This window comes from Enterobacter sp. 18A13, assembly GCF_007035975.1.
Taxonomy (GTDB): Bacteria; Pseudomonadota; Gammaproteobacteria; order Enterobacterales; family Enterobacteriaceae; genus Enterobacter; species Enterobacter vonholyi.
In genome coordinates this window covers 2,412,305-2,434,409 of the sequence record NZ_AP019634.1, presented here as the reverse complement: position 1 = coordinate 2,434,409, position 22,105 = coordinate 2,412,305, and the positions used below count along the sequence as shown (strand labels likewise).

The 22,105-nt window shown below is 55.6% G+C and carries 20 protein-coding genes; 9 read left to right on the top strand and 11 right to left on the bottom strand.

All coding sequences use genetic code 11. The features are described from left to right. Positions 1-75 precede the first annotated feature (75 nt). Positions 76-1,959, top strand: a complete 1,884-nt coding sequence (locus tag FOY93_RS11880) for a potassium transporter Kup (protein WP_136194925.1) — start codon at positions 76-78, stop codon at positions 1,957-1,959. 34 nt (positions 1,960-1,993) lie between these two features. On the opposite strand, the gene FOY93_RS11875 is transcribed toward FOY93_RS11880, so the two are convergent. Genes FOY93_RS11875 through FOY93_RS11845 form a run of 7 tightly spaced genes read right to left on the bottom strand, consistent with a single transcriptional unit; the run spans position 1,994 to position 8,444 of the window. After that, positions 1,994-3,220: a Zn-dependent hydrolase gene (locus FOY93_RS11875; protein WP_143345172.1), complete on the bottom strand. Its 1,227-nt coding sequence runs from the start codon at positions 3,218-3,220 to the stop codon at positions 1,994-1,996. After that, entirely contained in the window at positions 3,217-3,699 is a 483-nt protein-coding gene (locus FOY93_RS11870; protein WP_143345171.1) for an L-2-amino-thiazoline-4-carboxylic acid hydrolase, read from the bottom strand. Before FOY93_RS11870 ends, FOY93_RS11875 begins: the two co-directional genes overlap by 4 nt. A gap of 17 nt (positions 3,700-3,716) precedes the next feature. Further along, entirely contained in the window at positions 3,717-4,874 is a 1,158-nt protein-coding gene (locus FOY93_RS11865) for a branched-chain amino acid ABC transporter substrate-binding protein (protein ID WP_143345170.1), read from the bottom strand. 28 nt (positions 4,875-4,902) lie between these two features. Then, positions 4,903-5,622, bottom strand: coding sequence for an ABC transporter ATP-binding protein (locus tag FOY93_RS11860; RefSeq protein WP_143345169.1), 720 nt, complete (start codon positions 5,620-5,622; stop codon positions 4,903-4,905). Then, positions 5,615-6,382, bottom strand: coding sequence for an ABC transporter ATP-binding protein (locus tag FOY93_RS11855; protein WP_143345168.1), 768 nt, complete (start codon positions 6,380-6,382; stop codon positions 5,615-5,617). Before FOY93_RS11855 ends, FOY93_RS11860 begins: the two co-directional genes overlap by 8 nt. Next, positions 6,379-7,485: a branched-chain amino acid ABC transporter permease gene (locus FOY93_RS11850; protein ID WP_143345167.1), complete on the bottom strand. Its 1,107-nt coding sequence runs from the start codon at positions 7,483-7,485 to the stop codon at positions 6,379-6,381. The genes FOY93_RS11855 and FOY93_RS11850 overlap by 4 nt, the downstream gene beginning before the upstream one ends. 8 nt (positions 7,486-7,493) lie before the next feature. Then, the gene (locus FOY93_RS11845; RefSeq protein WP_143345166.1) at positions 7,494-8,444 is read right to left on the bottom strand and encodes a branched-chain amino acid ABC transporter permease; all 951 of its coding nucleotides are present in this window, start codon (positions 8,442-8,444) and stop codon (positions 7,494-7,496) included. A gap of 170 nt (positions 8,445-8,614) precedes the next feature. Here FOY93_RS11845 and FOY93_RS11840 point away from each other — a divergent pair, with 170 nt between their 5' ends. Next, entirely contained in the window at positions 8,615-9,559 is a 945-nt protein-coding gene (locus FOY93_RS11840) for a LysR substrate-binding domain-containing protein (protein WP_143345165.1), read from the top strand. A 54-nt stretch (positions 9,560-9,613) separates the two neighbouring features. Here FOY93_RS11840 and FOY93_RS11835 read toward each other — a convergent pair whose 3' ends face one another. Then, on the bottom strand, positions 9,614-10,723 hold the full coding sequence (locus FOY93_RS11835) for a porin OmpC (RefSeq protein ID WP_115875197.1): 1,110 nt from the start codon (positions 10,721-10,723) through the stop codon (positions 9,614-9,616). Between the two features lie 630 nt (positions 10,724-11,353). Next, positions 11,354-12,232, bottom strand: coding sequence for an aromatic amino acid DMT transporter YddG (yddG, locus tag FOY93_RS11830; RefSeq protein ID WP_115875195.1), 879 nt, complete (start codon positions 12,230-12,232; stop codon positions 11,354-11,356). Between the two features lie 221 nt (positions 12,233-12,453). Here yddG and fdnG point away from each other — a divergent pair, with 221 nt between their 5' ends. The 3 genes from fdnG to fdnI are packed head-to-tail and all read left to right on the top strand — an operon-like array spanning position 12,454 to position 17,046. Next, positions 12,454-15,501, top strand: coding sequence for a formate dehydrogenase-N subunit alpha (gene fdnG, locus FOY93_RS11825; RefSeq protein WP_143345164.1), 3,048 nt, complete (start codon positions 12,454-12,456; stop codon positions 15,499-15,501). Positions 15,502-15,512: 11 nt separating this feature from the next. After that, positions 15,513-16,397: a formate dehydrogenase subunit beta gene (gene fdxH, locus FOY93_RS11820; protein ID WP_143345163.1), complete on the top strand. Its 885-nt coding sequence runs from the start codon at positions 15,513-15,515 to the stop codon at positions 16,395-16,397. Then, positions 16,390-17,046, top strand: a complete 657-nt coding sequence (fdnI, locus tag FOY93_RS11815; RefSeq protein WP_143345162.1) for a formate dehydrogenase-N subunit gamma — start codon at positions 16,390-16,392, stop codon at positions 17,044-17,046. The genes fdxH and fdnI overlap by 8 nt, the downstream gene beginning before the upstream one ends. Positions 17,047-17,105: 59 nt before the next feature. On the opposite strand, the gene ppk2 is transcribed toward fdnI, so the two are convergent. Next, a complete protein-coding gene (gene ppk2, locus FOY93_RS11810) occupies positions 17,106-17,924 on the bottom strand; it encodes a polyphosphate kinase 2 (protein WP_008501727.1) in 819 nt (272 codons plus the stop codon). A 260-nt stretch (positions 17,925-18,184) separates the two neighbouring features. On the opposite strand from ppk2, the gene FOY93_RS11805 reads away from it, so the two are divergent. Both FOY93_RS11805 and FOY93_RS11800 read left to right on the top strand, forming a co-directional pair. Continuing rightward, positions 18,185-18,553: an NlpC/P60 family protein gene (locus tag FOY93_RS11805; protein WP_133294487.1), complete on the top strand. Its 369-nt coding sequence runs from the start codon at positions 18,185-18,187 to the stop codon at positions 18,551-18,553. Continuing rightward, entirely contained in the window at positions 18,553-19,050 is a 498-nt protein-coding gene (locus FOY93_RS11800) for a YqhG/Tai3 family protein (protein ID WP_133294486.1), read from the top strand. Before FOY93_RS11805 ends, FOY93_RS11800 begins: the two co-directional genes overlap by 1 nt. Positions 19,051-19,287: 237 nt before the next feature. On the opposite strand, the gene FOY93_RS11795 is transcribed toward FOY93_RS11800, so the two are convergent. Beyond that, positions 19,288-19,527, bottom strand: a complete 240-nt coding sequence (locus tag FOY93_RS11795) for a hypothetical protein (protein WP_143345161.1) — start codon at positions 19,525-19,527, stop codon at positions 19,288-19,290. A gap of 701 nt (positions 19,528-20,228) precedes the next feature. Here FOY93_RS11795 and FOY93_RS11785 point away from each other — a divergent pair. Continuing rightward, positions 20,229-20,735, top strand: a complete 507-nt coding sequence (locus FOY93_RS11785) for a DUF3828 domain-containing protein (protein WP_143345160.1) — start codon at positions 20,229-20,231, stop codon at positions 20,733-20,735. Positions 20,736-20,923: 188 nt separating this feature from the next. Next, positions 20,924-22,099 (top strand): MFS transporter AraJ, encoded by a 1,176-nt coding sequence (araJ, locus tag FOY93_RS11780; protein WP_133294483.1) that lies wholly within the window; start codon positions 20,924-20,926, stop codon positions 22,097-22,099. The last annotated feature ends 6 nt before the right edge of the window (positions 22,100-22,105 follow it).

Below are 22,105 nucleotides of genomic sequence, written 5' to 3'. Positions count from 1 at the left end.
CAGGGCGAGCGGTTGGCGCGGGCGGGGCTGATGGGCTATGTTTTTTACAGGATTATCTGACTCTTGCTGGAAAATATGAGCTCTCGCCACAGCAGTGATGCGTCCCAACCGCTTTCCCGGTTAACCCTGCTTGCGGGGGGCGCGCTGGGCGTCGTTTTTGGTGATATCGGCACCAGCCCGCTTTATACCTTCCGGACGGTGCTTTCGCTCTCAGAGCATGACCCTACGCCAGGCGTCATCCTGGGCCTGCTCTCTCTTATTACCTGGACGCTTATCCTGGTGACCTCCATCAAGTATGCCGCCTTCGCCATGCGAATTGATAATCATGGTGAGGGAGGCATTATGGCCCTGATGTCGCTTCTGGTGGAAAAAGGCAAAGGCGGTCGCTGGGTCATTTTTGCTGCCCTCATCGGCGCCGCGTTAATTTACGGAGATGGCGCGATAACCCCGGCCATCTCCGTGCTTTCCGCTCTGGAAGGGCTGGAGATGGTCATTCCGGAGTCCCAGCCGTACATATTACCCCTGACGGTGGCGGTGTTGCTGGCGCTGTTCCTGATCCAGCCTTTTGGTACCGCCCGCATAGGGAAGATATTTGGCCCAGTGATGGCGCTGTGGTTTCTGGCGATTGCGGCTCTGGGCGTGCGGGGGATCGTTCAGCACCCCTCGGTATTGCTGGCCCTCAATCCTGCGTACGGCATCGCGTTTTTGTTTTCAAACGGGTACACCAGTTTCCTGGTCCTGGGCGGCGTATTTCTCTGCGTGACGGGGGCCGAGGCCCTGTATGCAGACATGGGGCATTTTGGCAAAAAGCCCATCTGGCTTGCCTGGTACGGCATCGTCTTTCCTTCGCTGCTGCTCAACTATGCTGGTCAGTCAGCACTGATTCTGGCCGGTGCCGACAGCAAACAAAATCTATTCTATACGCTCTGTCCGCCAGCCTTGCAGGTACCGCTCATCATTCTTGCCGCGCTGGCGACGATCATCGCCAGTCAGGCGATTATTACCGGCGCGTTTTCCATGACGCGTCAGGCGATTCAGCTCGGCTGGCTACCACGATTACGCATCAAGCAGACGGCGGCAGAAAGCTACGGTCAGATTTATATCGGGATAATCAACTGGCTGCTGATGGTAGTAACCATCGGGCTGGTGGTGTTCTTTAAATCCTCAGATAAGCTTGCAGCGGCGTACGGGATTGCCGTGTCATTAACCATGCTGATGACTACGGGGCTGTTGTTTGTGGCGATGCGGGAAGTGTGGCGCTGGAGCCTGGCCAGCAGCGCGGTTATCGCCCTCTGTTTTCTGGTAATTGATGCCACATTCTTATTTGCCAATCTGATAAAGGTCCTGGAAGGCGGCTATATACCGCTGCTGATGGCCGCAGCGATTTGTACGGTGATGCTGATTTGGCACCGCGGCGTTAAGGCGGTATCCGCATCGGTGGGCGAGAAGGGCGTCAGCGTGGACGCGTTCTTTGCTCAGCTTCAGCAAAAGACGGTGCCCAGAGTGGCGGGATCTGCCGTCTTTTTGACCCGCACGCAGAACAATATCCCGCCGGTAATGCGCTGGCACGTCGCGCGAAACCGGGCGCTACAGCAGGACGTGTTGTCGCTGACCATTGATATTCTCAACGTTCCCTACGTCGGGGAAGAGCAGCGTATCAGGGTGGAACAGCGCGCGCCGGGCTACTGGCACGGCGTTGCGCAGTATGGCTTTATGGAACACCCTGATATCCCGCGTTTGCTGCAGGGCGTTAGCGAGATTAACGCGCTTTTTGCCACCGATGACGCCACCTGGTATGTCGGGCATGAAACCATTGTGGCAGGCGAAGGCGGGGCCGGTATGGCGGCCTGGCAACGGCACATATTTGCCTTCATGAAGCGCAACTGCACGCACGTCATCAACCACTACCACCTTCCCAGCGATCGGGTGGTTGAAATCAGCCGCCGCGTTGCCGTCTAGCGTCGCGCGAAAGCAGGGCTGCTTCCGCGCCGTTCTAGCTCTCCTGGGCCGCGGACAGGACGCTATGCAGCAGCACATTCGCCCCTTTTTCCGACCACTCTGGCAGGATCCTCTCCGCTTCGTTGTGGCTGACGCCTTTCACGCAGGGGATAAAGATCATGCTGGCGGGCGCAATTTTGCTGACATAGCAGGCGTCGTGTCCTGCACCGGAGACCATCGGTTTCGACGAATAGCCCAGTTCCGCCACGGCCTTCTCCGAACGCGCTAGGCATTCGGCATCAAACGCGATGGGCGCGTATTCAAAAATGCGTTCAACGAGAGCCAACACGCCGCGCAGGCTCAGGCTTTCAGCTACCTTATGCAGCGCTGCCTCCATGGCTTCCAGCGCCGCCTGCGCCGGATGGCGAAACTCCACGCTGCATACCACGCGAGACGGCACGACGTTGCGCGAGTTTGGCGTAACCTGCGCCATACCGATCGTCGCACGTCCGTCCGGTGCATGCCGATAGCCAATCTCTTCCACCTTCAGCGCCAGCTCGGCGAAGGCGGTCAGCGCGTCGCGGCGGCTGTGCATCGGCGTGGTGCCCGCGTGGGCGGCAAATCCGTCCAGCGTCAGGGTAAACCAGCGCTGGCCCATGGCCGCGCGGACTAACCCGATATCGATGGCTTCATCTTCCAGAATCGGGCCCTGTTCGATGTGCAGTTCGTAGCAGGCGTGAACCGGAAACGCGCGGGCAGGGGCTTCACCCCGGTAGCCGATGCTCTCCAGCGCTTCACCTACGGTGATACCGTCGATATCCGCGCGGGCATGGGCGTAGGCTTCGCTAAACTGTCCCGTCCAGACCCCTGATGAGAGCATGGCTGGCGCAAAGCGCGCGCCTTCTTCGTTAGTCCAGTTCACCAGCACAACGTCACGCTCGGTCTCAACGTTATTATCGTTAAGGGTTCGCAGCAGCTCCAGCCCGGCCAGCACGCCGTAAACACCGTCGTAGTTCCCCCCCAGCGGCTGGGTATCAACGTGCGAACCGGTCATGACCGGGGCAAGCTGCGGTTTTTTCCCGGCGCGACGGATAAACATATTGCCCATGCTGTCGACGTCACAGGTAAAACCGGCATCCAGCGCCCAGTCGCGCAGCAGGTTGCGCGCAATACGATCTTCCTCGCTCAATGCCAGACGGGTGACGCCACCGGCGGGCGTGCCGCCGATCTGCGCCATCATCTCAAGCGTTGACCACAGCCTTTCGGCGTTGACGCGGATCATGTCTTGTCCTTAGTGCTGCGGTAGCGGAAATCACAGCACGAACCGCCCTGCATGATTGTGGTGGTGCGGGTCAGCTTCACGTCCGGCGCATAGCCAACGATGAATTTTTCATCGCGCGCGCAGGAGAGCAGGTGACCAATCTCGCCCAGCCCCATCTCGTGATACATCTCCGCGTAGCGACAGCGGGTCACGTTATAGTTGTACTGCTGGTCGTCGGCGTCGATCACCTTGACCTCCAGGGCATTATCTTTCTCCCACAGATACTGTAGGGCGATAAAGCTCTTTACGTCCGCGCCGTTGGGCTCTTTGCTGGCAAACGCTTTGCCTGCGTCAATTGCGGCCTGCTCAATAGCCTCGCCGATCACCGCCTGGGCGCGGGCTTTCCCTATCTCGCGCACCAGGATTTCATAAATTGGCTTAATAATTTCGGCTTCAATTTTGCGGCGGGCGAGAATGCCCAGCTCGTTATTATCACTCATCACATTGCCTCGCTGCGTTACTTCGCTTTTGCGCCGCCCAGCACGGTCTGCGGCTGCCATTTGCCGTCGACAACCTTATAGACCGTGAACGACGGCGATTTCAGGTTGCCCTCTTTATCAAACGCAATCTGCCCGGTGACGCCGGAATAGCTGATGGCGCGCAGGGCTGGCAGATAGTCGGAGGGCTCAACGGAGTCTGCTTTTTCCATTGCCGCAACCAGCACGCGGGTAGCGTCATAGGCGAACGGGGCGTGCAGTTCGATATGGGTGTGGTAGCGGGACTGATAGGCCTGTTCGAATGCCTTTCCACCCGGCATCTGGTCAACGGGCAGACCCGGCTCCAGCGCCACCACACCTTCGCCTTCTTTCTGCGCCAGCTTGAGGAACGTCTGGCTGACGAATCCGCCTGCGCCCATCAGCGTGGCGTTCATGCCCAGCTGTTTGATGCGACGGGCCAGCGGTGCGGCCTGGCTGTCGACGCCGCCGAAGAAGATCAGATCGGCGTTTTTACTGCGGATGGCGGTCAGCACGGCGCTGAAATCGACCGTTTTGTCATCCACGTACTGACGATCGACAACCTTCACGCCCTGCGCTTCAAGCGATTTTATAAACTGGTCTGCCAGACCCTGACCGAATGCGGTACGGTCATCGATCACCGCAATGCGTTTGGCTTTCAGGGTATTTACCGCGTACTGGCCGGCGAGCTGGCCGCCGTCATCGTCGTGGCCCATCACGCGGAAGCTGGTGTCAAAACCCTGTTTGGTATAGGCGTGACCTGTCGCGACCGGTGCCACCTGCGCGATGCCCGCATCGTGATAAACGCGGGCCGCTGGAATGCTGGTGCCGGTGTTCCAGTGACCGACCACGCCCGCCACGCCGCTGTCCACCAGACGCTGTGCGACGGCTACGGCGGTGCGCGGGTCAGACTGATCGTCTTCGGACTGCAGCTTGAAGGTCACCGCTTTGCCGCCGATGGTCGGGTGCTGCTTGTTAATGTCGTCAATTGCCAGCTGCGCGCCGTTCTCCAGATCTTTACCGATACGGGCAGACGGGCCGGTCAGCGGCCCCGCCAGACCGATGACCACGGTTTCACCGTCGGCGGCCCACGCGGACGTGGAGGCAAAACTACCGAGCAGAATAGCGGCGCTGAGCGCACTGATTTTTACTGTTTTCATGGTATTTCCCTGATGTTGGCTGGTGTTGTTAAACGGGTATTTCACCCAAATAAATCTGTGCAATCTGGTCGTCATCGAGCAGCGCTTTCGATTCGCCATGATGAACAATGCTGCCGCTGTCCATCACCCACGCGCTGTCGGTGACTTCCAGCGCGAGACGGGCGTTTTGTTCGATGAGCAGCAGGGCGACGCCGCGCTCGCGCAGCCCCGCGATGACGGCAAAAATGTTTTCGACCATCTTCGGCGCAAGGCCCATCGAGGGTTCGTCGAGGATTAGCAGCCGCGGGCGGCTGAGCAGGGCGCGGTTAAGGGCCAGCAGCTGTTGCTCGCCGCCGGACAGCAGCCCGGCAAGCTGATGCTGGCGCTCGCCCAGGCGCGGGAAGCGCTCGAAGATCTCGTTCATCTCGCGCCTGACGGTGACAGTGTCACGCCTGAGCCAGGCACCCATCTGCAGGTTTTCCAGCACCGTCATTCGGGAGAAGATCCCGCGGCCCTCCGGGACCATCACCAGTCCGTCGCGAAGCAGGGCCTCCGGGCTCTGTTTACGCACCGCTTTACCGCTGAATTCAATACTGCCGCTAAAGCTTTCCAGCCCGGTAATGGCGCGCACGGTGGAGCTTTTCCCCGCGCCGTTCGCGCCGATCAGCGTAGCCTGCTCGCCCTCGCGCAGGGTAAAGGAGACATCGCGTACGGCCTGAATGCCGCCGTAATGCACGTCCAGACGTTCCACCTTCAGCAATTCAGACATGAGCGTGACCTCCAAGCCAGGCGGCGATTACAGCCGGGTCGCGCCGCACGCTTTCCGGCGTGCCGCTGACGAGCGTTTTGCCGTAATCAAGCACCGTCAGTCGATCGCAGATGCCCATCACCAGCTTGACGTCATGTTCAATCATCAGCAGGGTTTTGCCGTCATCGCGGATGCGGATGAGCAGTTCGCCGAGCGCCACTTTTTCCGCCGCGTTCATCCCGGCGGCGGGCTCGTCCAGCGCCAGCAGGAGCGGATCCGTTGCCAGCGCGCGGGCGATCTCAAGGCGACGCTGATGACCATAGGCCAGATCGCAGGCGCGAGAGTGGGCGAACTGCGCAATGCCGGTGTACTCCAGCCAGTGCCAGGCCAGTTCGCGGGTCTGCTTTTCTTCCTCGCGAGCGCGTTTGTGGCGGCTCAGCGCGGCCCACAGACCGTTACGGGTGCGCACGTGGCGGCCCACCATCACGTTTTCCAGCACCGACATCTCGTTAAACAGCCTGACGTTCTGAAACGTGCGGGCGATCCCGGCGGCGGTGACTTTCTCAATGTGCTTTGGAAAATAGGGCTTATCGGCAATGGAGAATTCGCCGCTGTCCGCCGGATAAAGCCCGGTGATCAGGTTAAAACAGGTGGTTTTCCCCGCCCCGTTAGGACCAATCAGGCCGTAGATCTCGCCCTTGTTCACGGTAATGGAAACGTCATCCACGGCGGTAAGGCCGCCGAAGCGTTTTGTCATGTTGCGTACGGTTAACAGGCTCATGCTTTCGCCTCCTTGTGGCGTACCGGCCAGATCCCGGACGGGCGCACCAGCATCACCAGCACCAGTGCCAGACCGTAAAACAGCTGACGCAGCACTTCCGGGTCAATCAGCACCGTACCGAACAGCGCCTGCTGAACCGGCGCTGCCTGGCTGCGCAGCAGTTCCGGCAGGGCGGTAAGCAGTACCGCGCCGAGGATCACCCCCGGAATGTGCCCCATACCGCCCAGCACCACCATCGCCAGTACGGCAATGGATTCCTGTAACGTGAAGGATTCCGGCGAGACAAATCCCTGAAACGCGCCGAAAAGCGCACCCGCTACGCCGCCAAAGGAGGCCCCCATCGCAAAGGCGAGCAGCTTATAGTTACGCACGTTGATGCCCATCGCGCGGGCCACATCTTCATCCTCGCGGATAGCGTGCCAGGCGCGACCAATACGGGAATGCTGCAGGCGCAGGCAGACAAAAATAATCGCCACAATCACCAGCATCAGCAGGTAGTACCACAGCCACAGGGCGGGTACTTTGAAACCAAACCAGTGGTAGACGCCGCTAAACTTCAGGCCGAACAGGTTCAGCGTATCCACTCCGGTTATGCCCTTTGCGCCGTTGGTGATGTTCACAGGACGGTCGAGGTTGCGCATCAGGATGCGGATAATTTCGCCGAAGCCAAGGGTCACTATCGCCAGGTAGTCTCCGCGTAGCTTCAGCGTGGGCGCTCCCAGTAAAATCCCGCAGACTGCAGCGACGAGCGCAGCCAGCGGAATAATGAGCAGATACGAGGTGTGCAGCCCGTCCGGGAACCAGACGCCGAGAACAGGAAACACCTCCAGCAGATGTGGGGAGGCCATCAGCGCAGCGAGATAAGCGCCAACCGCGTAAAAGGCGATAAAGCCCATGTCCAGCAGGCCGGTATAGCCCACCACAATATTGAGCCCCAGAGCCAGCATGATGTAGAGCAGGGCGAAGTCGATAACGCGCACCCAGTAGTTGCCGCCAAGCTGCGTGGCCGCCACGGGCGCAACCAGCAGCGCGAGGCAGAACAGAACCATGCCTGAACAGAATTTGCGCGTCGTCGCCGGAGTCTGGAGTTGAAGTGTTGTCATGGTATTCCTTACGCCCTTTGCGCCACGCGCTCGCCCAGCAGGCCAGCCGGACGGAAGACCAGCACCAGGATCAGCACCATAAAGGCAAAGACATCCTGATAGTTGCTGCCAAATACGCCGTGGGTCAGTTCACCCAGGTAGCCTGCGCCCAGCGCTTCGATAATGCCGAGCAGTATCCCGCCGATCATGGCGCCACGAATGTTGCCAATGCCCCCCAGCACGGCGGCGGTAAAGGCCTTGATCCCGGGCAAAAAGCCCATCGAGAAGCTGGCGTTGCCGTAGTTGCTCGCCATCATTACGCCTGCCAGCGCGGCGAACACGCCGCCAATGGCAAACGTCAGGGTAATAATGGCGTTTGGGTTAACCCCCATCAGCGTGGCCACGCGCGGGTTTTCCGCCACGGCGCGCATGCCGCGCCCCAGACGGGTGTATTCGACCAGCAGCCACAGCCCGGTCATCACCGCCAACGCCAGCGCCACGGTGACAATACCGGTAACGGTCACGATGGCGGGCGGGTGCGCTCCGCTGCCGGACGTGACGGCGATAGGGTCCATCGGCAGGATCTGCGGGAACATCAGCGGGTTGCGCGTCCAGATAATCATCGCCACGGTTTGCAGCAGGACGGAGACGCCGATACCCGAGATCAGCGGTGCCAGGCGCGGTGCGCTGCGCAGTCGACGGTAGGCAAAGCGCTCCACGGCTATTGCCAGCAGGGCGCAAACGGCCATGGCAATCACCAGGGCAACGCCAAGCTGCAACAGCAGCGGCATTTGTGGAAAGGTGGTATTCAGGGCGTTTATGGCGGAGAGCGTGGTGAGCGCACCGACCATCAGAATATCGCCGTGAGCAAAGTTAATAATGCGCAAGATGCCATACACCATGGTATAGCCCAGCGCGATCAGCGCGTAGATGCTGCCCAGCATCACACCGTTGATCAGTTGTTGTATGAGTGTATCCAACGTCCGTACCCGCAAAGTGCTCGTTCTGCGGCTACCATCCAATAAATGAATTAAATTGTAAAATACGCATCTATTATTTCTTATGATAAATAAATATTGTTTTATCTTTATGAATTATAAGAAAATAGTTAATGCCTGCTTTTGAGTGAAAAGCCTAAAGAAATCAACATATGAATAAAACAGAACAATTGGCGAGCCTGGCGGCGTATGCAGAAAGCCGACTGGCAAACGATCCGCCGCTTCGGGCCGTACGTGCGTTCGAGGCCATCGCCCGGCTGGGCAGCGTCACGCTGGCCGCGCAGGAGCTAGACATCTCTCCGTCGGCCGTTAGCCATCAGCTCAGGGTGCTTGAAGGGTATCTGCAAATGCCGCTCACGGAGCGTCAGGGGCGCAGGCTGGTGCTGAGCCAGCACGGGCGGGAATATTACCGCTCTATCCGCGCGGCGTTTAACGTGCTGCGCCAGGCGACGGAGCACCTGGCGGAGCAGGCGCAAACGCGTCAGGTCACCATCAGCCTGATCCCACTTTTTGGTATGGGGTGGTTTATCCCACGTTTGCCTGCGTTTATGCGCGCCAATCCGCAAACGGAGATCAACGTGGTGTATGCCAACCATCGTAACTATCTGAGCGACGCGTCGGATATGTCGATTCGTTTTGGCAACGGGCAGTGGGCGGGCTATCAAAGCGAAAAGCTGATTTCCGGTCAGATGGTCCCGGTGTGCAGCCGCGCGTTTTTGCGCATTCACGGCCATATCGACACGCCCGAGCAACTGCTGCAAATGCCGCTGCTGCACGATGAGGAGCGCAGCACATGGGCGCAGTGGTTTGTACAACAGGGGGTGAAGCGCCCCGTGCGCCGCAGCGGTCCGATGTTTGAGGATGGTCTGCTGACGCTGGCGGGCGTTCAGGCTGGTCTGGGGTGTGCGTTAATGCGTGAGCCGCTGATTGCGCCTTATCTTGAGAGCGGCGAACTGGTGAAGATATTTGACCTGCCGATTGATGACGGGCGCGACTATTACCTCTGCGTGCGTACTGACTCAGAGATGACTGAAGACGGCAAGCTGCTGCAAAACTGGCTGCGTCGGGCGGCGGGTGGGGAGTCGTCTGGCGGGTAAAAGAGGGAGATAAAAAAAGCCAGCTTGTGCAGCTGGCTTTTGTACAGACAAGATTTAGAACTGGTAGGTCAGACCCAGCGCAACGATGTTGTCGGTACCGATGCCTGCCTGGCGAGTGAACTGGTTGTCGTCGAGCAGGTTGATTTTGTAATCCACGTAGGTGGACATGTTTTTGTTAAAATAGTAGGTCGTGCCAACATCGATGTATTTAACCAGATCCTGGTCGCCGAAGTTTTCGATGTCTTTCCCTTTAGACTGCAGGTAGGCGATGGATGGACGCAGGCCAAAGTCGAACTGATACTGAGCCACAACTTCGAAGTTTTGCGCCTTGTTTGCAAAACCGTAGATGTCGCTGCGATTACCGTTAGAGGTACCGAAGCGGGTTGCGTTATAGGTCTGAGAGTACTGTGCCGCGAGGTAAATGTTGTTCGCGTCGTATTTAACACCACCGCTGTATACTTCTGCGCGGTCGCCTTCACCGTATACGCCAGCCGCATTCTGGTCAGCGGTACGACGGGAAGAGGACATTGCACCACCTACGCTGAAGCCTTCGCCCAGATCGTAAGTCAGGGACGCGCCGTAGCCGTCACCGTTCTGGTTCAGCAGGCTGCGGCCGCTGGTGTTTTCACCGCTTACGCTGCCGTTTTTGCCCTGGTACTGCAGAGCAAAGTTCAGGCCGTCAACCAGACCAAAGAAGTCCTGGTTACGGTAGGTCGCAACGCCGTTAGCACGAGACTGCAGGAAGTTGTCGGCACCGTAGGTGTCGCCGCCGAATTCTGGCAGAACGTCGGTCCAGGAAGTCACGTCGTAAATTACGCCGTAGTTACGACCGTAATCAAAGGAGCCTGCTTCCGCGAACTTCAGACCTGCAAACGCCACACGGGTCCAGGACTGGTTGTCGCCTTCGTCTTTGTTACCCTGGATCTGGTATTCCCACTGGCCGTAGCCGGACAGCCGATCGTTAACCTGGGTTTCGCCCTTGAAGCCGATACGCATGTAGGTTTTATCGCCATCTGCGCCAGCGTCATCAGAGAAATAGTGCAGACCTGTTACTTTACCGTACAGATCCAGCTTGTTACCGTCTTTGTTGTAAATTTCGGCAGCGTTAACAACGCCTGCTGCCAGCATGGAAGTGACTGCCACTGCAACTAATTTAAGTTTCATCTTAAATATTCCTTATAATTTTTTTTCAGTATTTCCTGAACCACTGTGAACGATTTCTAAACGAGGCTGTTCGTCAATGGCATGCTATTTTTAAGAATCTCGTAGTCTTATTTCAATAATAAGTTTCAAAATATTAGAGATAATTTCAATTAGTGTGATCTCGATCGTGCGAGAAGGCGGTTATTCAAACAATATGGCCGGAATTTATACGATTAATGGTTATTTAGTCAGTGGGATTATTGCTTTTAAGATAATTTCTGATGGTTTTAGTCTATTGCGTTAAATTTCGCAATTTCCGATGGTTTGGCAGGGGGGTATCGCCTGCTTCTCTTTAAAAACAATGGGTTGATTTAATTTTTCAACGTCTATTTCGTATATTTCATTAAAGCTGCCAGGGCTGAATTATTGCAGGTAATGCTATCCAGAGCGTTAATATTTATCACTGACTAATTTCACTGGGTTGTCAGTTTACGTCAACTCGCTTCAGGTGGCTTTACAGAAGGCGCTCAATATAAACCGAACTTAAACAGACGCTCTATTATTATGATAAATATTCTGAGGTGCGATCACATTTTAAATTTATGTTAATTATGTTGCCGGGTTGAAATTAACCCGGCCGTTGGAGAGGCGCTATTGTCTTGTTGCGTACCAGCAGAGCAACGACCCGGCGCAGACCATCAGCGCCCCTTGCCAGAACGAGAATGAAAGGGGAGAGCTTAGCACCGCGGCGGCAAGCGCGGCAGAGAGCACGGGGGTAAAATAGGATACGGCAGCCAGAACCGTGACGTTCCCGTGCAGAATGCCAATATTCCATGCGGCGTAACCAAACCCAAGCGCGATCCCGCACATGACGAGCTTCACCACCACCGGAAGCGTGAACACCATCTCGGGCTGATCGCTCAGAAAATATTTCACCCACAGGCTTAGCGCGGTCAGCAAAACAAACAGGGTAATACCGTTTTGTCCTTTCGCAAATTTGCTGGTGACGGTGCAATAGGCGGCCCAGATAAAGGCCCCGGCAAACGCCAGCGCGTAGCTCAGAGGGCTGGAAACGACATTGCGGGTTATTTCCTCAAGGTGTAATCCTTCTTCGCCGCCCAATACCCAGCAGACGCCCAGCAGCGAAATGACCAGGCCGGGGAGCACCCACAGGGTAGACTTTTGCCCGTTGAACAAAATCGCAAATACGATCGTCAGGCTTGGCCAAAGGTAATTCACCATACCCACTTCAATCGCCTGAGCGCGCGTTGCGGCATAGCCCAGCGACAGCGCCAGACATATTTCGTAGCTGACAAATAAAACGCTGCCGGCAATAAGATAGCGGAGTGAAAACCGCCTGAGATCAGGAAATCCTACCGTCACCAGACACAGTAATCCGCTGAGGGTGTAGATCATCGCCGCACCGCCTACCGGCCCAAGTCCCTCACTCACGCTGCGAATAAGGCCGACCATGGTGCTCCATAACAATATCGCCGCCAGCCCAATAAGCGTTGCTCTCTTTCTGTCCATTACTTCGTCATCGCAATAAAAATCAGAGGGAAAATGTATCGCAATCATCCTGATGCTGTCGTGAATTATTCTCTTAAACCGTTAATCAAAAAGGGGTAATGAAATGTTCCGGGGGTGACTATTAAGGGGGGGAAGGCAGAGGACCTTGATTTGACGCAAAAAAATCAGGGGCTTTGCTGTTAGTTTGCGGCGCGAAATGTTTTCAGATAACGAGGACAACAATGGACGTCAGCCGCAGACAATTTTTTAAAATCTGCGCGGGCGGTATGGCCGGAACAACGGCAGCCATGCTGGGATTTGCCCCCAAAATGGCGCTGGCTCAGGCACGCAACTATAAGCTGCTGCGCGCGAAAGAGATCCGTAACACCTGCACATACTGCTCCGTGGGTTGTGGGCTTTTAATGTATAGCCTGGGCGATGGTGCGAAGAACGCCAGAGAAGCGATTTACCACATTGAAGGGGATCCGGATCATCCGGTGAGCCGCGGGGCGTTATGCCCGAAAGGGGCGGGGCTGCTGGACTACGTTCACAGCGAAAACCGCCTGCGCTACCCGGAATACCGCGCGCCGGGTTCTGATAAATGGCAGCGTATCTCCTGGGATGAGGCCTTCTCCCGTATAGCAACGTTAATGAAAGCCGACCGCGATGCCAACTTTATTGAAAAGAACGCGCAGGGCGTAACGGTCAACCGCTGGCTTTCCACCGGGATGCTGTGTGCCTCTGCGGCCAGTAATGAAACCGGCATGCTGACGCAAAAGTTTGTGCGCTCTCTCGGCATGCTGGCGGTAGACAACCAGGCGCGCGTCTGACACGGACCAACGGTAGCAAGTCTTGCTCCAACATTTGGTCGCGGTGCGATGACCAACCACTGGGTTGATATCAAAAACGCTAACGTCGTGGTGGTGATGGGCGGTAACGCCGCTGAAGCCCATCCGGTGGGGTTCCGCTGGGCGATGGAAGCGAAAAACAACAACGATGCGACGCTTATCGTCGTCGATCCGCGCTTTACGCGTACGGCATCGGTGGCCGATATCTATGCGCCGATCCGCTCCGGTACGGACATTACGTTCTTGTCCGGCGTGCTGCTGTACCTGATCGAAAACAACAAAATCAACGCGGAATACGTTAAGCACTACACCAACGCGAACCTGCTGGTGCGGGATGATTTTGCCTTCGATGACGGGCTGTTTAGCGGCTATGACGCCGAAAAACGTGAGTACGATAAAACGTCCTGGAACTATCAGTTCGATGAAAACGGCTATGCGATGCGCGATGAAACGCTCACACATCCGCGCTGCGTGTGGAACCTGCTGAAGCAGCACGTCTCCCGCTATACGCCGGACGTCGTGGAGAACATCTGCGGCACGCCGAAAGCGGACTTCCTGAAGGTGTGTGAAGTGCTGGCCTCCACCAGCGCCGCCGACAGAACTACCACGTTCCTGTACGCGCTGGGCTGGACGCAGCACACCGTGGGCGCGCAGAACATCCGCACCATGGCGATGATCCAGCTGCTGCTCGGCAATATGGGGATGGCCGGTGGCGGCGTGAACGCGCTTCGCGGTCACTCCAATATTCAGGGCTTAACCGACCTCGGCCTGCTCTCGACCAGCCTGCCGGGCTACCTGACGCTGCCGTCTGAAAAGCAGACGGATCTGCAAACGTATCTTGAGGCCAATACGCCAAAAGCGACGCTGCCGGACCAGGTGAACTACTGGAGCAACTATCCGAAGTTCTACGTCAGTCTGATGAAATCCTTCTACGGCGATGCGGCGCAGAAAGAGAACGACTGGGGCTTTGAGTGGCTGCCGAAGTGGGATCAGGCTTATGACGTCATCAAGTATTTCAACATGATGGATAAGGGTGACGTCACGGGCTATATCTGCCAGGGCTTCAACCCGGTAGCCTCTTTCCCGGACAAAAACAAAGTCGTTCGCAGCCTGAGCAAGCTGAAGTACATGGTCGTTATCGATCCGCTGGTGACCGAGACCTCCACCTTCTGGCAGAACCACGGGGAATCAAACGATGTCGATCCGGCGTCGATTCAGACCGAAGTGTTCCGCCTGCCGTCCACCTGCTTTGCGGAAGAGGACGGCTCCATTGCCAACTCCGGCCGCTGGCTGCAGTGGCACTGGAAAGGCCAGGACGCACCGGGCGAAGCGCGTAACGACGGCGAGATCCTCGCCGGGATTTACCACCGCCTGCGCGAGATGTACCGCACCGAAGGCGGTAAAGGCGCGGAGCCGCTGCTGAAGATGAGCTGGAGCTACAAGCAGCCCGATCGTCCTGAATCCGAAGAGGTCGCGAAAGAGAACAACGGCGTGGCGCTGGCGGATCTCTACGACGCCAACGGCAACCTGGTGGCGAAGAAAGGCCAGCTGCTGAACAGCTTTGCGCTGCTGCGCGATGACGGCACCACGGCATCGTCGTGCTGGATCTACACCGGCTGCTGGACGGAGCAGGGCAACCAGATGGCCAACCGCGACAACGCCGACCCGTCCGGGCTGGGCAACACCCTGGGCTGGGCATGGGCGTGGCCGCTGAACCGTCGCGTGCTCTACAACCGCGCATCTGCCGACGTGAACGGTAAGCCGTGGGATCCGAAACGCATGCTGATCCAGTGGAACGGGGCGAAATGGACGGGGAACGATATCCCGGACTACAGCACCGCCGCGCCGGGCAGCAACACCGGGCCGTTTATTATGCAGCCGGAAGGGCTGGGACGTCTGTTTGCTCTAAACAAGCTTGCGGAAGGGCCGTTCCCGGAGCATTACGAGCCGATGGAAACGCCGCTGGGGACAAACCCGCTGCACCCGAACGTGGTCTCCAGCCCGGTGGTGCGTATCTACGAAGACGACGTCCTGCGCCTGGGCAAAAAGGACAAATTCCCGTACGTGGGAACGACCTACCGCCTGACCGAGCATTTCCATACCTGGACCAAGCACGCGCGGCTTAACGCCATCGCGCAGCCGGAACAGTTTGTGGAGATAAGCGAGACGCTGGCGAAGGCGAAAGGCATTGCCAACGGCGATCGCGTGAAGGTGAGCAGCAAGCGCGGCTTTATCCGCGCGGTGGCGGTGGTCACCCGCCGCCTGCAGTCGCTGAACGTGCACGGCCAGCAGGTGGAAACCGTCGGTATCCCGCTGCACTGGGGCTTTGAAGGCGTGGCGCAGAAAGGCTACATCGCCAATACCCTCACGCCAAACGTCGGGGATTCCAACTCGCAAACGCCGGAGTACAAGGCGTTTCTGGTCAACATCGAGAAAGCGTAAGGAGCGATTCAATGGCGATGGAAACACAAGACGTTATCAAACGCTCCGCGACTAACCCGATAACGCCCGCGCCCCGCGCGCGGGACTACAAGGCAGAGGTCGCCAAGCTTATCGACGTCTCCTCCTGCGTGGGCTGTAAGGCCTGCCAGGTGGCGTGCTCGGAGTGGAACGACATCCGCGACGAGGTGGGGCACTGCGTTGGGGTCTACGATAATCCGGCGGATCTGAGCGCCAAATCCTGGACGGTGATGCGTTTTAGCGAAACCGACCAGAACGGCAGGCTGGAGTGGCTCATCCGCAAAGACGGCTGCATGCACTGTGAAGATCCGGGCTGCCTGAAGGCGTGCCCGTCTGCCGGCGCGATTATTCAGTACGCCAACGGGATAGTCGATTTCCAGCAGGACAACTGCATCGGCTGCGGGTACTGCATCGCGGGCTGTCCGTTTAATGTCCCGCGACTCAATAAAGAGGATAACCGGGTATACAAATGTACCCTGTGCGTGGACCGCGTCAGCGTCGGGCAGGAGCCTGCCTGCGTGAAGAGCTGTCCGACCGGGGCAATCCACTTCGGCACCAAAAAAGAGATGCTGGACGTGGCGCAGGCGCGGGTCGACAAGCTGAAAGCACGAGGTTACCAGAATGCGGGCGTTTACAACCCGCAGGGCGTGGGCGGTACGCACGTGATGTATGTGCTGCACCATAGCGACCAGCCCGAGCTGTACCACAACCTGCCGAAGGATCCGGCGATCGATACCTCCATTAACCTCTGGAAAGGGGCGCTCAAGCCTCTATCCGCGGCGGGCTTTATCGCCACCTTCGCTGGGCTGATTTATCACTACATCGGTATCGGACCAAACAAAGAGGTGGACGAGGACGAGGAGGAACACCATGAGTAAGTCGAAAATGATAGTGCGCACAAAGTTTGTCGACCGCGCCTGTCACCGGACGGTAGTTATCTGCTTCTTCCTGGTGGCGGTGTCGGGGATTTCATTTTTCTTCCCGACCCTGCAGTGGCTGACCGAAACCTTCGGTACGCCGCAGATGGGGCGCATTCTGCACCCGTTCTTCGGCGTGCTGATTTTCGTGGTGCTGATGTTTATGTTCGTGCGCTTCGTCCACCATAACATCCCGGACAAGCAGGATATCCCGTGGGTGAAAGGGATCGTCGAAGTCCTGAAGGGCAACGAGCACAAAGTCGCGAAGGTGGGGAAATACAATGCCGGGCAAAAGATGATGTTCTGGACCATCATGAGCATGATTTTTGTGCTGCTGGTGACCGGGGTAATCATCTGGCGACCGTATTTTGCGCACTATTTCCCGATACAGGTGATTCGCTACGCGCTGCTGATCCACGCCACGTCGGCCATCATTCTGATTCATGCCATCCTGATCCACATGTATATGGCGTTCTGGGTAAAAGGGTCAATCAAAGGGATGATTGAAGGGAAGGTGAGCCGCCGCTGGGCGCAGAAACACCATCCGCGCTGGTATCGTGATGTGGAACGGCTGGAAGCGAAACAGGAAAGCACGGAAGGATTGAAGTAAGACCTGCGCCGTCGGCTCTGCCCGGCGGCGCTGCGCTTGCACGGGCCTATTCTTTTAAATCAGAACCGCTCTTCCACATAGCGGAACGGGTATTTTGTGGGTTTGACTTTGCCGATTTTGCGCTTCGGTAAATCCACCTTGTCGACGTGAATTTCTTTATACGGTATCTGCGAAAGCAGATGCGAAATAATATTCAGGCGCACGCGTTTTTTATCCTCTGAACGCGCCACAAACCACGGCGCCCAGGCGGTATCGGTGGCTTCAAACATGGCGTCGCGCGCAAGGGTATACTCATCCCACAGGTTAAAGGATTTAATATCCATCGGTGATAGCTTCCAGATTTTACGACCATCGTTAATACGGTCGCGCAGGCGCCGCTCCTGCTCTTTCGGCGTCACCTCCAGCCAGTACTTCAGCAGGATAATTCCGGCATCGACCATCGCTTTTTCCATAACCGGCGCGCCGTCCAAAAATTTCTCCGCCTGTTCCTCCGTGCAGAACCCCATCACCCGTTCCACGCCCGCGCGGTTATACCAGCTGCGATCGAAGATCACGATTTCGCCAGCCGAAGGCAGGTGGGGCACATAGCGCTGGAAGTAGAGCTGGCTTTTTTCCTTTTCCGTCGGGGCAGGGAGCGCAACAACGCGAAACACGCGCGGGCTGACGCGCTCGGTGATCGCTTTAATGGTGCCGCCTTTGCCTGCACCATCGCGTCCTTCAAAAACAATACACACTTTTAACCCTTTGGCGACGACCCACTGCTGGAGCTTAACCAGTTCGACGTGCAGGCGGCGGAGCTCTTTTTCATACTCTTTGGTCTTAAGCGGTGCATTCGATACGACATCAACAGCGACAGGGGTTTTCTTTTTGCTTCCCATGATTGTCATCCTCAGGTTGTCCGGCGTGGAAAAAGCGAGGCCGCACTATGAAGTGTAATCCACCTGATATTAAACGTATTGTTTTTAGGTAATTAATTTAGCAACACTTTTTCAAGCAGTTATTTAGGTATTAACGAAGGTGCTTAGCACCCGTTCCCCTTTTAGAACGTCACGGATGCGAAAAATCAGCACGTTTAAGCCCACACGCTAAATATGGTTAGCGTGATAATTTCGTTCTTATTTACTTAAAGGAACTAAGAATGAGTTGGAATAAAGAAGCTGCTGTTTCACACCTCCGATCACGCGCTCTCGGTCGTTCACATAACGAATGTGCAATGTTTACCAGGGAAGCAATAAAAGCAGGTGGCGTCAGGCTGGAGAGAACGCTAAACGCAAAAGATTACGGGCCATCATTACTGCGAGCGGGATTTCATGAAGTTCCTCCGGGTTCTACATTATTAAGTGGCGATGTTGCTGTCATTCAACCCTATCCGGGCGGAAACTCAAGCGGACATATGACAATGTATGACGGCACACAGTGGATTTCCGATTTTCGACAACACGGCATGTACCCTGGGCCGGGGTATCGCGCGGCTCAACCGTCTTTCAAAATTTACAGGAAGAATTGATGCGAGCTGCAATGGTGTTGTTTGCGTGTCTGCTTTCCGCATGTACTGTTAAGCCCGATATCAGCGCTTCAGACCGCGTCCGAGCTTTCTACGCAGCATATCTACCGACCCTTACCAGTAGTGACAGAGAATTCCCACTATCCGAAATGAGCGAATATGTCTCTGCAGACACGCTCAAGAGACTGGACGATATAGAGTCGATACCCGAACAAGATTTACTTGGCTCTGATTACTTCGCTTACGCGCAGGATTATGACCCGTCGTGGATATCGGCGCTCACTGTCGGTACCTCGAACCCCTTTTTGGGTGGTGAGGTAATGCCAGTTTGGATTGGTAAGGAAAACGGCGGGAAGTTAGAACTGGAAGTTTTCGTTCGGCGTGAGGCTGATAAATGGAAGATATACAGGGTCCGTGATGTAAGCGATAACTATGAGCATCCCATATTTAACTCGGGTGCAATAACTCGCGTGAAGTCTGCTGCTGAAAGCGGCCTGTAAAGAATAAACCTCACAAGCCCTGGCACCTGCCGGGGCTTTTTATTGCGCGCGTACCAGGTGTACGGAGCGCGCCCGGTTGTGCGTTCGGCACATCCAGTTAAGGCCCACCATTAGCAATTTAAACAAGCAGATAGAGAGATGTCTAATGTAACAAAATAGCGGTGTGTTAAATGTAAAAGGACGAGTTTTTCTTACGAATCCCCTCGTCCCTTTGCTTCAATTAAGCTTTACTTTGCTTCACTTGGGAAAAAACTGCTCCAACATTTTCGCTAGATCTGGCTTTCCTAACGAATTTAACTCGCTAAGTAAGTTATCGCGGCAATCTTGGGTGAGTTTTGTGGCAATCAAGCCAATAAGTAATTTGATTGCAGTAATTTCTCCGTTAACGTCGTCAAAGGTTTTAGTACTTGTGTTTAGCTTAATATTCACATCATGATGCGGCATAAAAAATTTCCTTATGAAGAGGTTATCAGCCATTCCTCTTTGCTGATTGCACCCATGTTGCTGCATGGGTGAGCTGAGGCTTGATGGTAACTAAGCACGCTAATAATAACCTTGATCACAATGCGGATTTTCAATGTAAGTGATCTTATAGTGCGTCCTACGGGACGCATTCATTAAGACCGCTGACAGTTTTTTTGCTTTCCGGCGATACGGCAGGGGTATTCGCGAATGTGCCACGGCACAGTACCCCTGTCATATCGTCGCTATTCGTTTTAGTATTAATACTACATTTCAGCATTTTTAATCCCACAGCTTATCAAAGGTTAACGTAATAATTTCCTTCTCACTTACTTAAAGGAACTAAGAATGAGTTGGAATAAATAAGCTACTGTTTCGTATCTCCGTTCACACGCTCTGGGGCGCTCTCATAGTGAATGTGCTAAGTTTACCCTCCTTGCCATTCTGGCTGGCGGTGTTAAGGTAGCGAACACAGATTATGCAAAAGATTATGGGGTTGAATTATTACGTGCTGGATTCAGTGAGCTGCCGCCCGGTTCAACGTTAATTGCTGGTGATGTGGCCGTGATACAGCCATACCCTGGTGGAAATGGCATAGGCCACATGACTATGTATGACGGTACACAATGGATTTCTGATTTCGTTCAAAAAAGTATGTATCCGGGGCCTGGATACCGCAAAATGCAACCATCCTTTAAAATTTACAGGATGCATTGATGAAAAGGATATTGTTATCATTCGTTATGTTGCTGGTGGGATGTAGTTCGGCTGCCAATCAAGAACGTAGCGCACAAGACGCTACTGAATCATTTTATAAATCCTATCTTTCCGTATTCGGCAGCGATGAAGCCAGGCCTTATCCTGCCGACGAACTGCGTAAATATGTTTCTGCTGATACGACTGTTCGCATTAATACTATTCAGGAAATCTCTGAACAAGAGTTAATAGAGTCTGACTATTTTACGTATACCCAAGATTATTCTCGTGAATGGATACCTGCGTTACGAGTGGAAAACGCCAGACCATTTTTAAACGGTGAAGCAGTCCAGGTTATTGAAGGGGCGGGTAACGGGAGAAGCATTCACCTTGAGGTATTTCTTCGTCGTGAAGATGATGCATGGAAAATTTACCGCGTTCGTGACGTAACGAACAATCACGAGCACCCAATTTTCAATGCTGGCGCGATTACACGCGCTAAAGCAGCGGCAGAAAGCACACCGTAAAAACCAGACCTTAAACCCTTTAAAGCCCTGACGCCTGCCGGGGCTTTTTGTTTTCCATTGCCCCGTGTCGCGGTTGGAGAAAACTCCTGAATTAATGGATTAACCTGCCAGCCAGCTGATTTGAACTGGCTCACCATACAAGATTATTCAATAATGCCCGCTGCGAGTGATTAACCCGTGGTTGAGGCATGAAAAAGACAATATTTTCGCTGGCGCTTGGCACATTTGGCCTGGGCATGGCCGAATTTGGCATTATGGGCGTGTTAACCGAGCTGGCGCATGACACCGGTATTTCGATTCCCTCCGCCGGGAATATGATCTCGTTTTACGCCTTCGGCGTGGTGATTGGCGCCCCGATTGTGGCGCTTTTCTCAGGCAGGTTCTCCTTAAAAACTACGCTGCTGTTTCTGGTTGCCATGTGCGCGGTTGGGAACGCTCTGTTTACGTTTTCTACGTCATATTTCTGGCTGGCGACCGGGCGCTTGATTTCCGGTTTCCCGCACGGCGCCATTTTTGGCGTCGGGGCGATAATCCTCTCCAAAATTGCGCCGCCGGGGAAGGTGACGGTCGCGGTGGCCGGGATGATCGCCGGGATGACCGTGGCCAACCTGATGGGCGTTCCGCTGGGGACCTGGCTCGGGCACCAGTTCAGCTGGCGTTATACCTTTTTCCTGATAGCCCTGTTCGATGCGCTGGTGATCCTCTCGGTGCTGATCTGGGTGCCGGACATTCATGACAAATCAGAAATTAAACTGACCGAACAGTTCCAGTTCCTGAAGAAACCGGAGCCCTGGCTGATTTTTGCCGCCACCATGTTTGGTAACGCCGGTGTGTTCGCGTGGTTCAGCTTCGTTAAGCCGTTTATGGTCAACGTTTCTGGCTTTTCCGAAGGCATGATGACGATCATCATGATGCTGATGGGCCTTGGCATGGTGTTGGGCAATCTGCTGAGCGGCAAGCTCTCGGGGCGTTTTAGTCCGCTGCGCATTGCGGCCACCACCGACATGGTGATTGTCGCCTCGCTGCTGCTGCTTTTTGCCTGTGGCGAACTGAAAACGGCCTCGCTGGTCATGGGTTTTATCTGCTGTGCCGGGCTGTTTGCGCTCTCTGCGCCGCTACAAATTCTGCTTCTGCAAAATGCGAAGGGCGGTGAGATGCTGGGTGCTGCGGGCGGGCAGATGGCGTTTAATCTCGGCAGCGCGATCGGGGCATATTTTGGCGGGATGATGATTACCCTCGGCTTTAGCTGGCGCTACGTCACGCTGCCTGCGGCGATACTCTCGTTCTCGGCCATGAGCGCGCTGTTGATCTACGGTTACCTGCGGGCCAGACGGGCTCAGGCTAACGCTCACGCGCTAGCCTGATCGAAT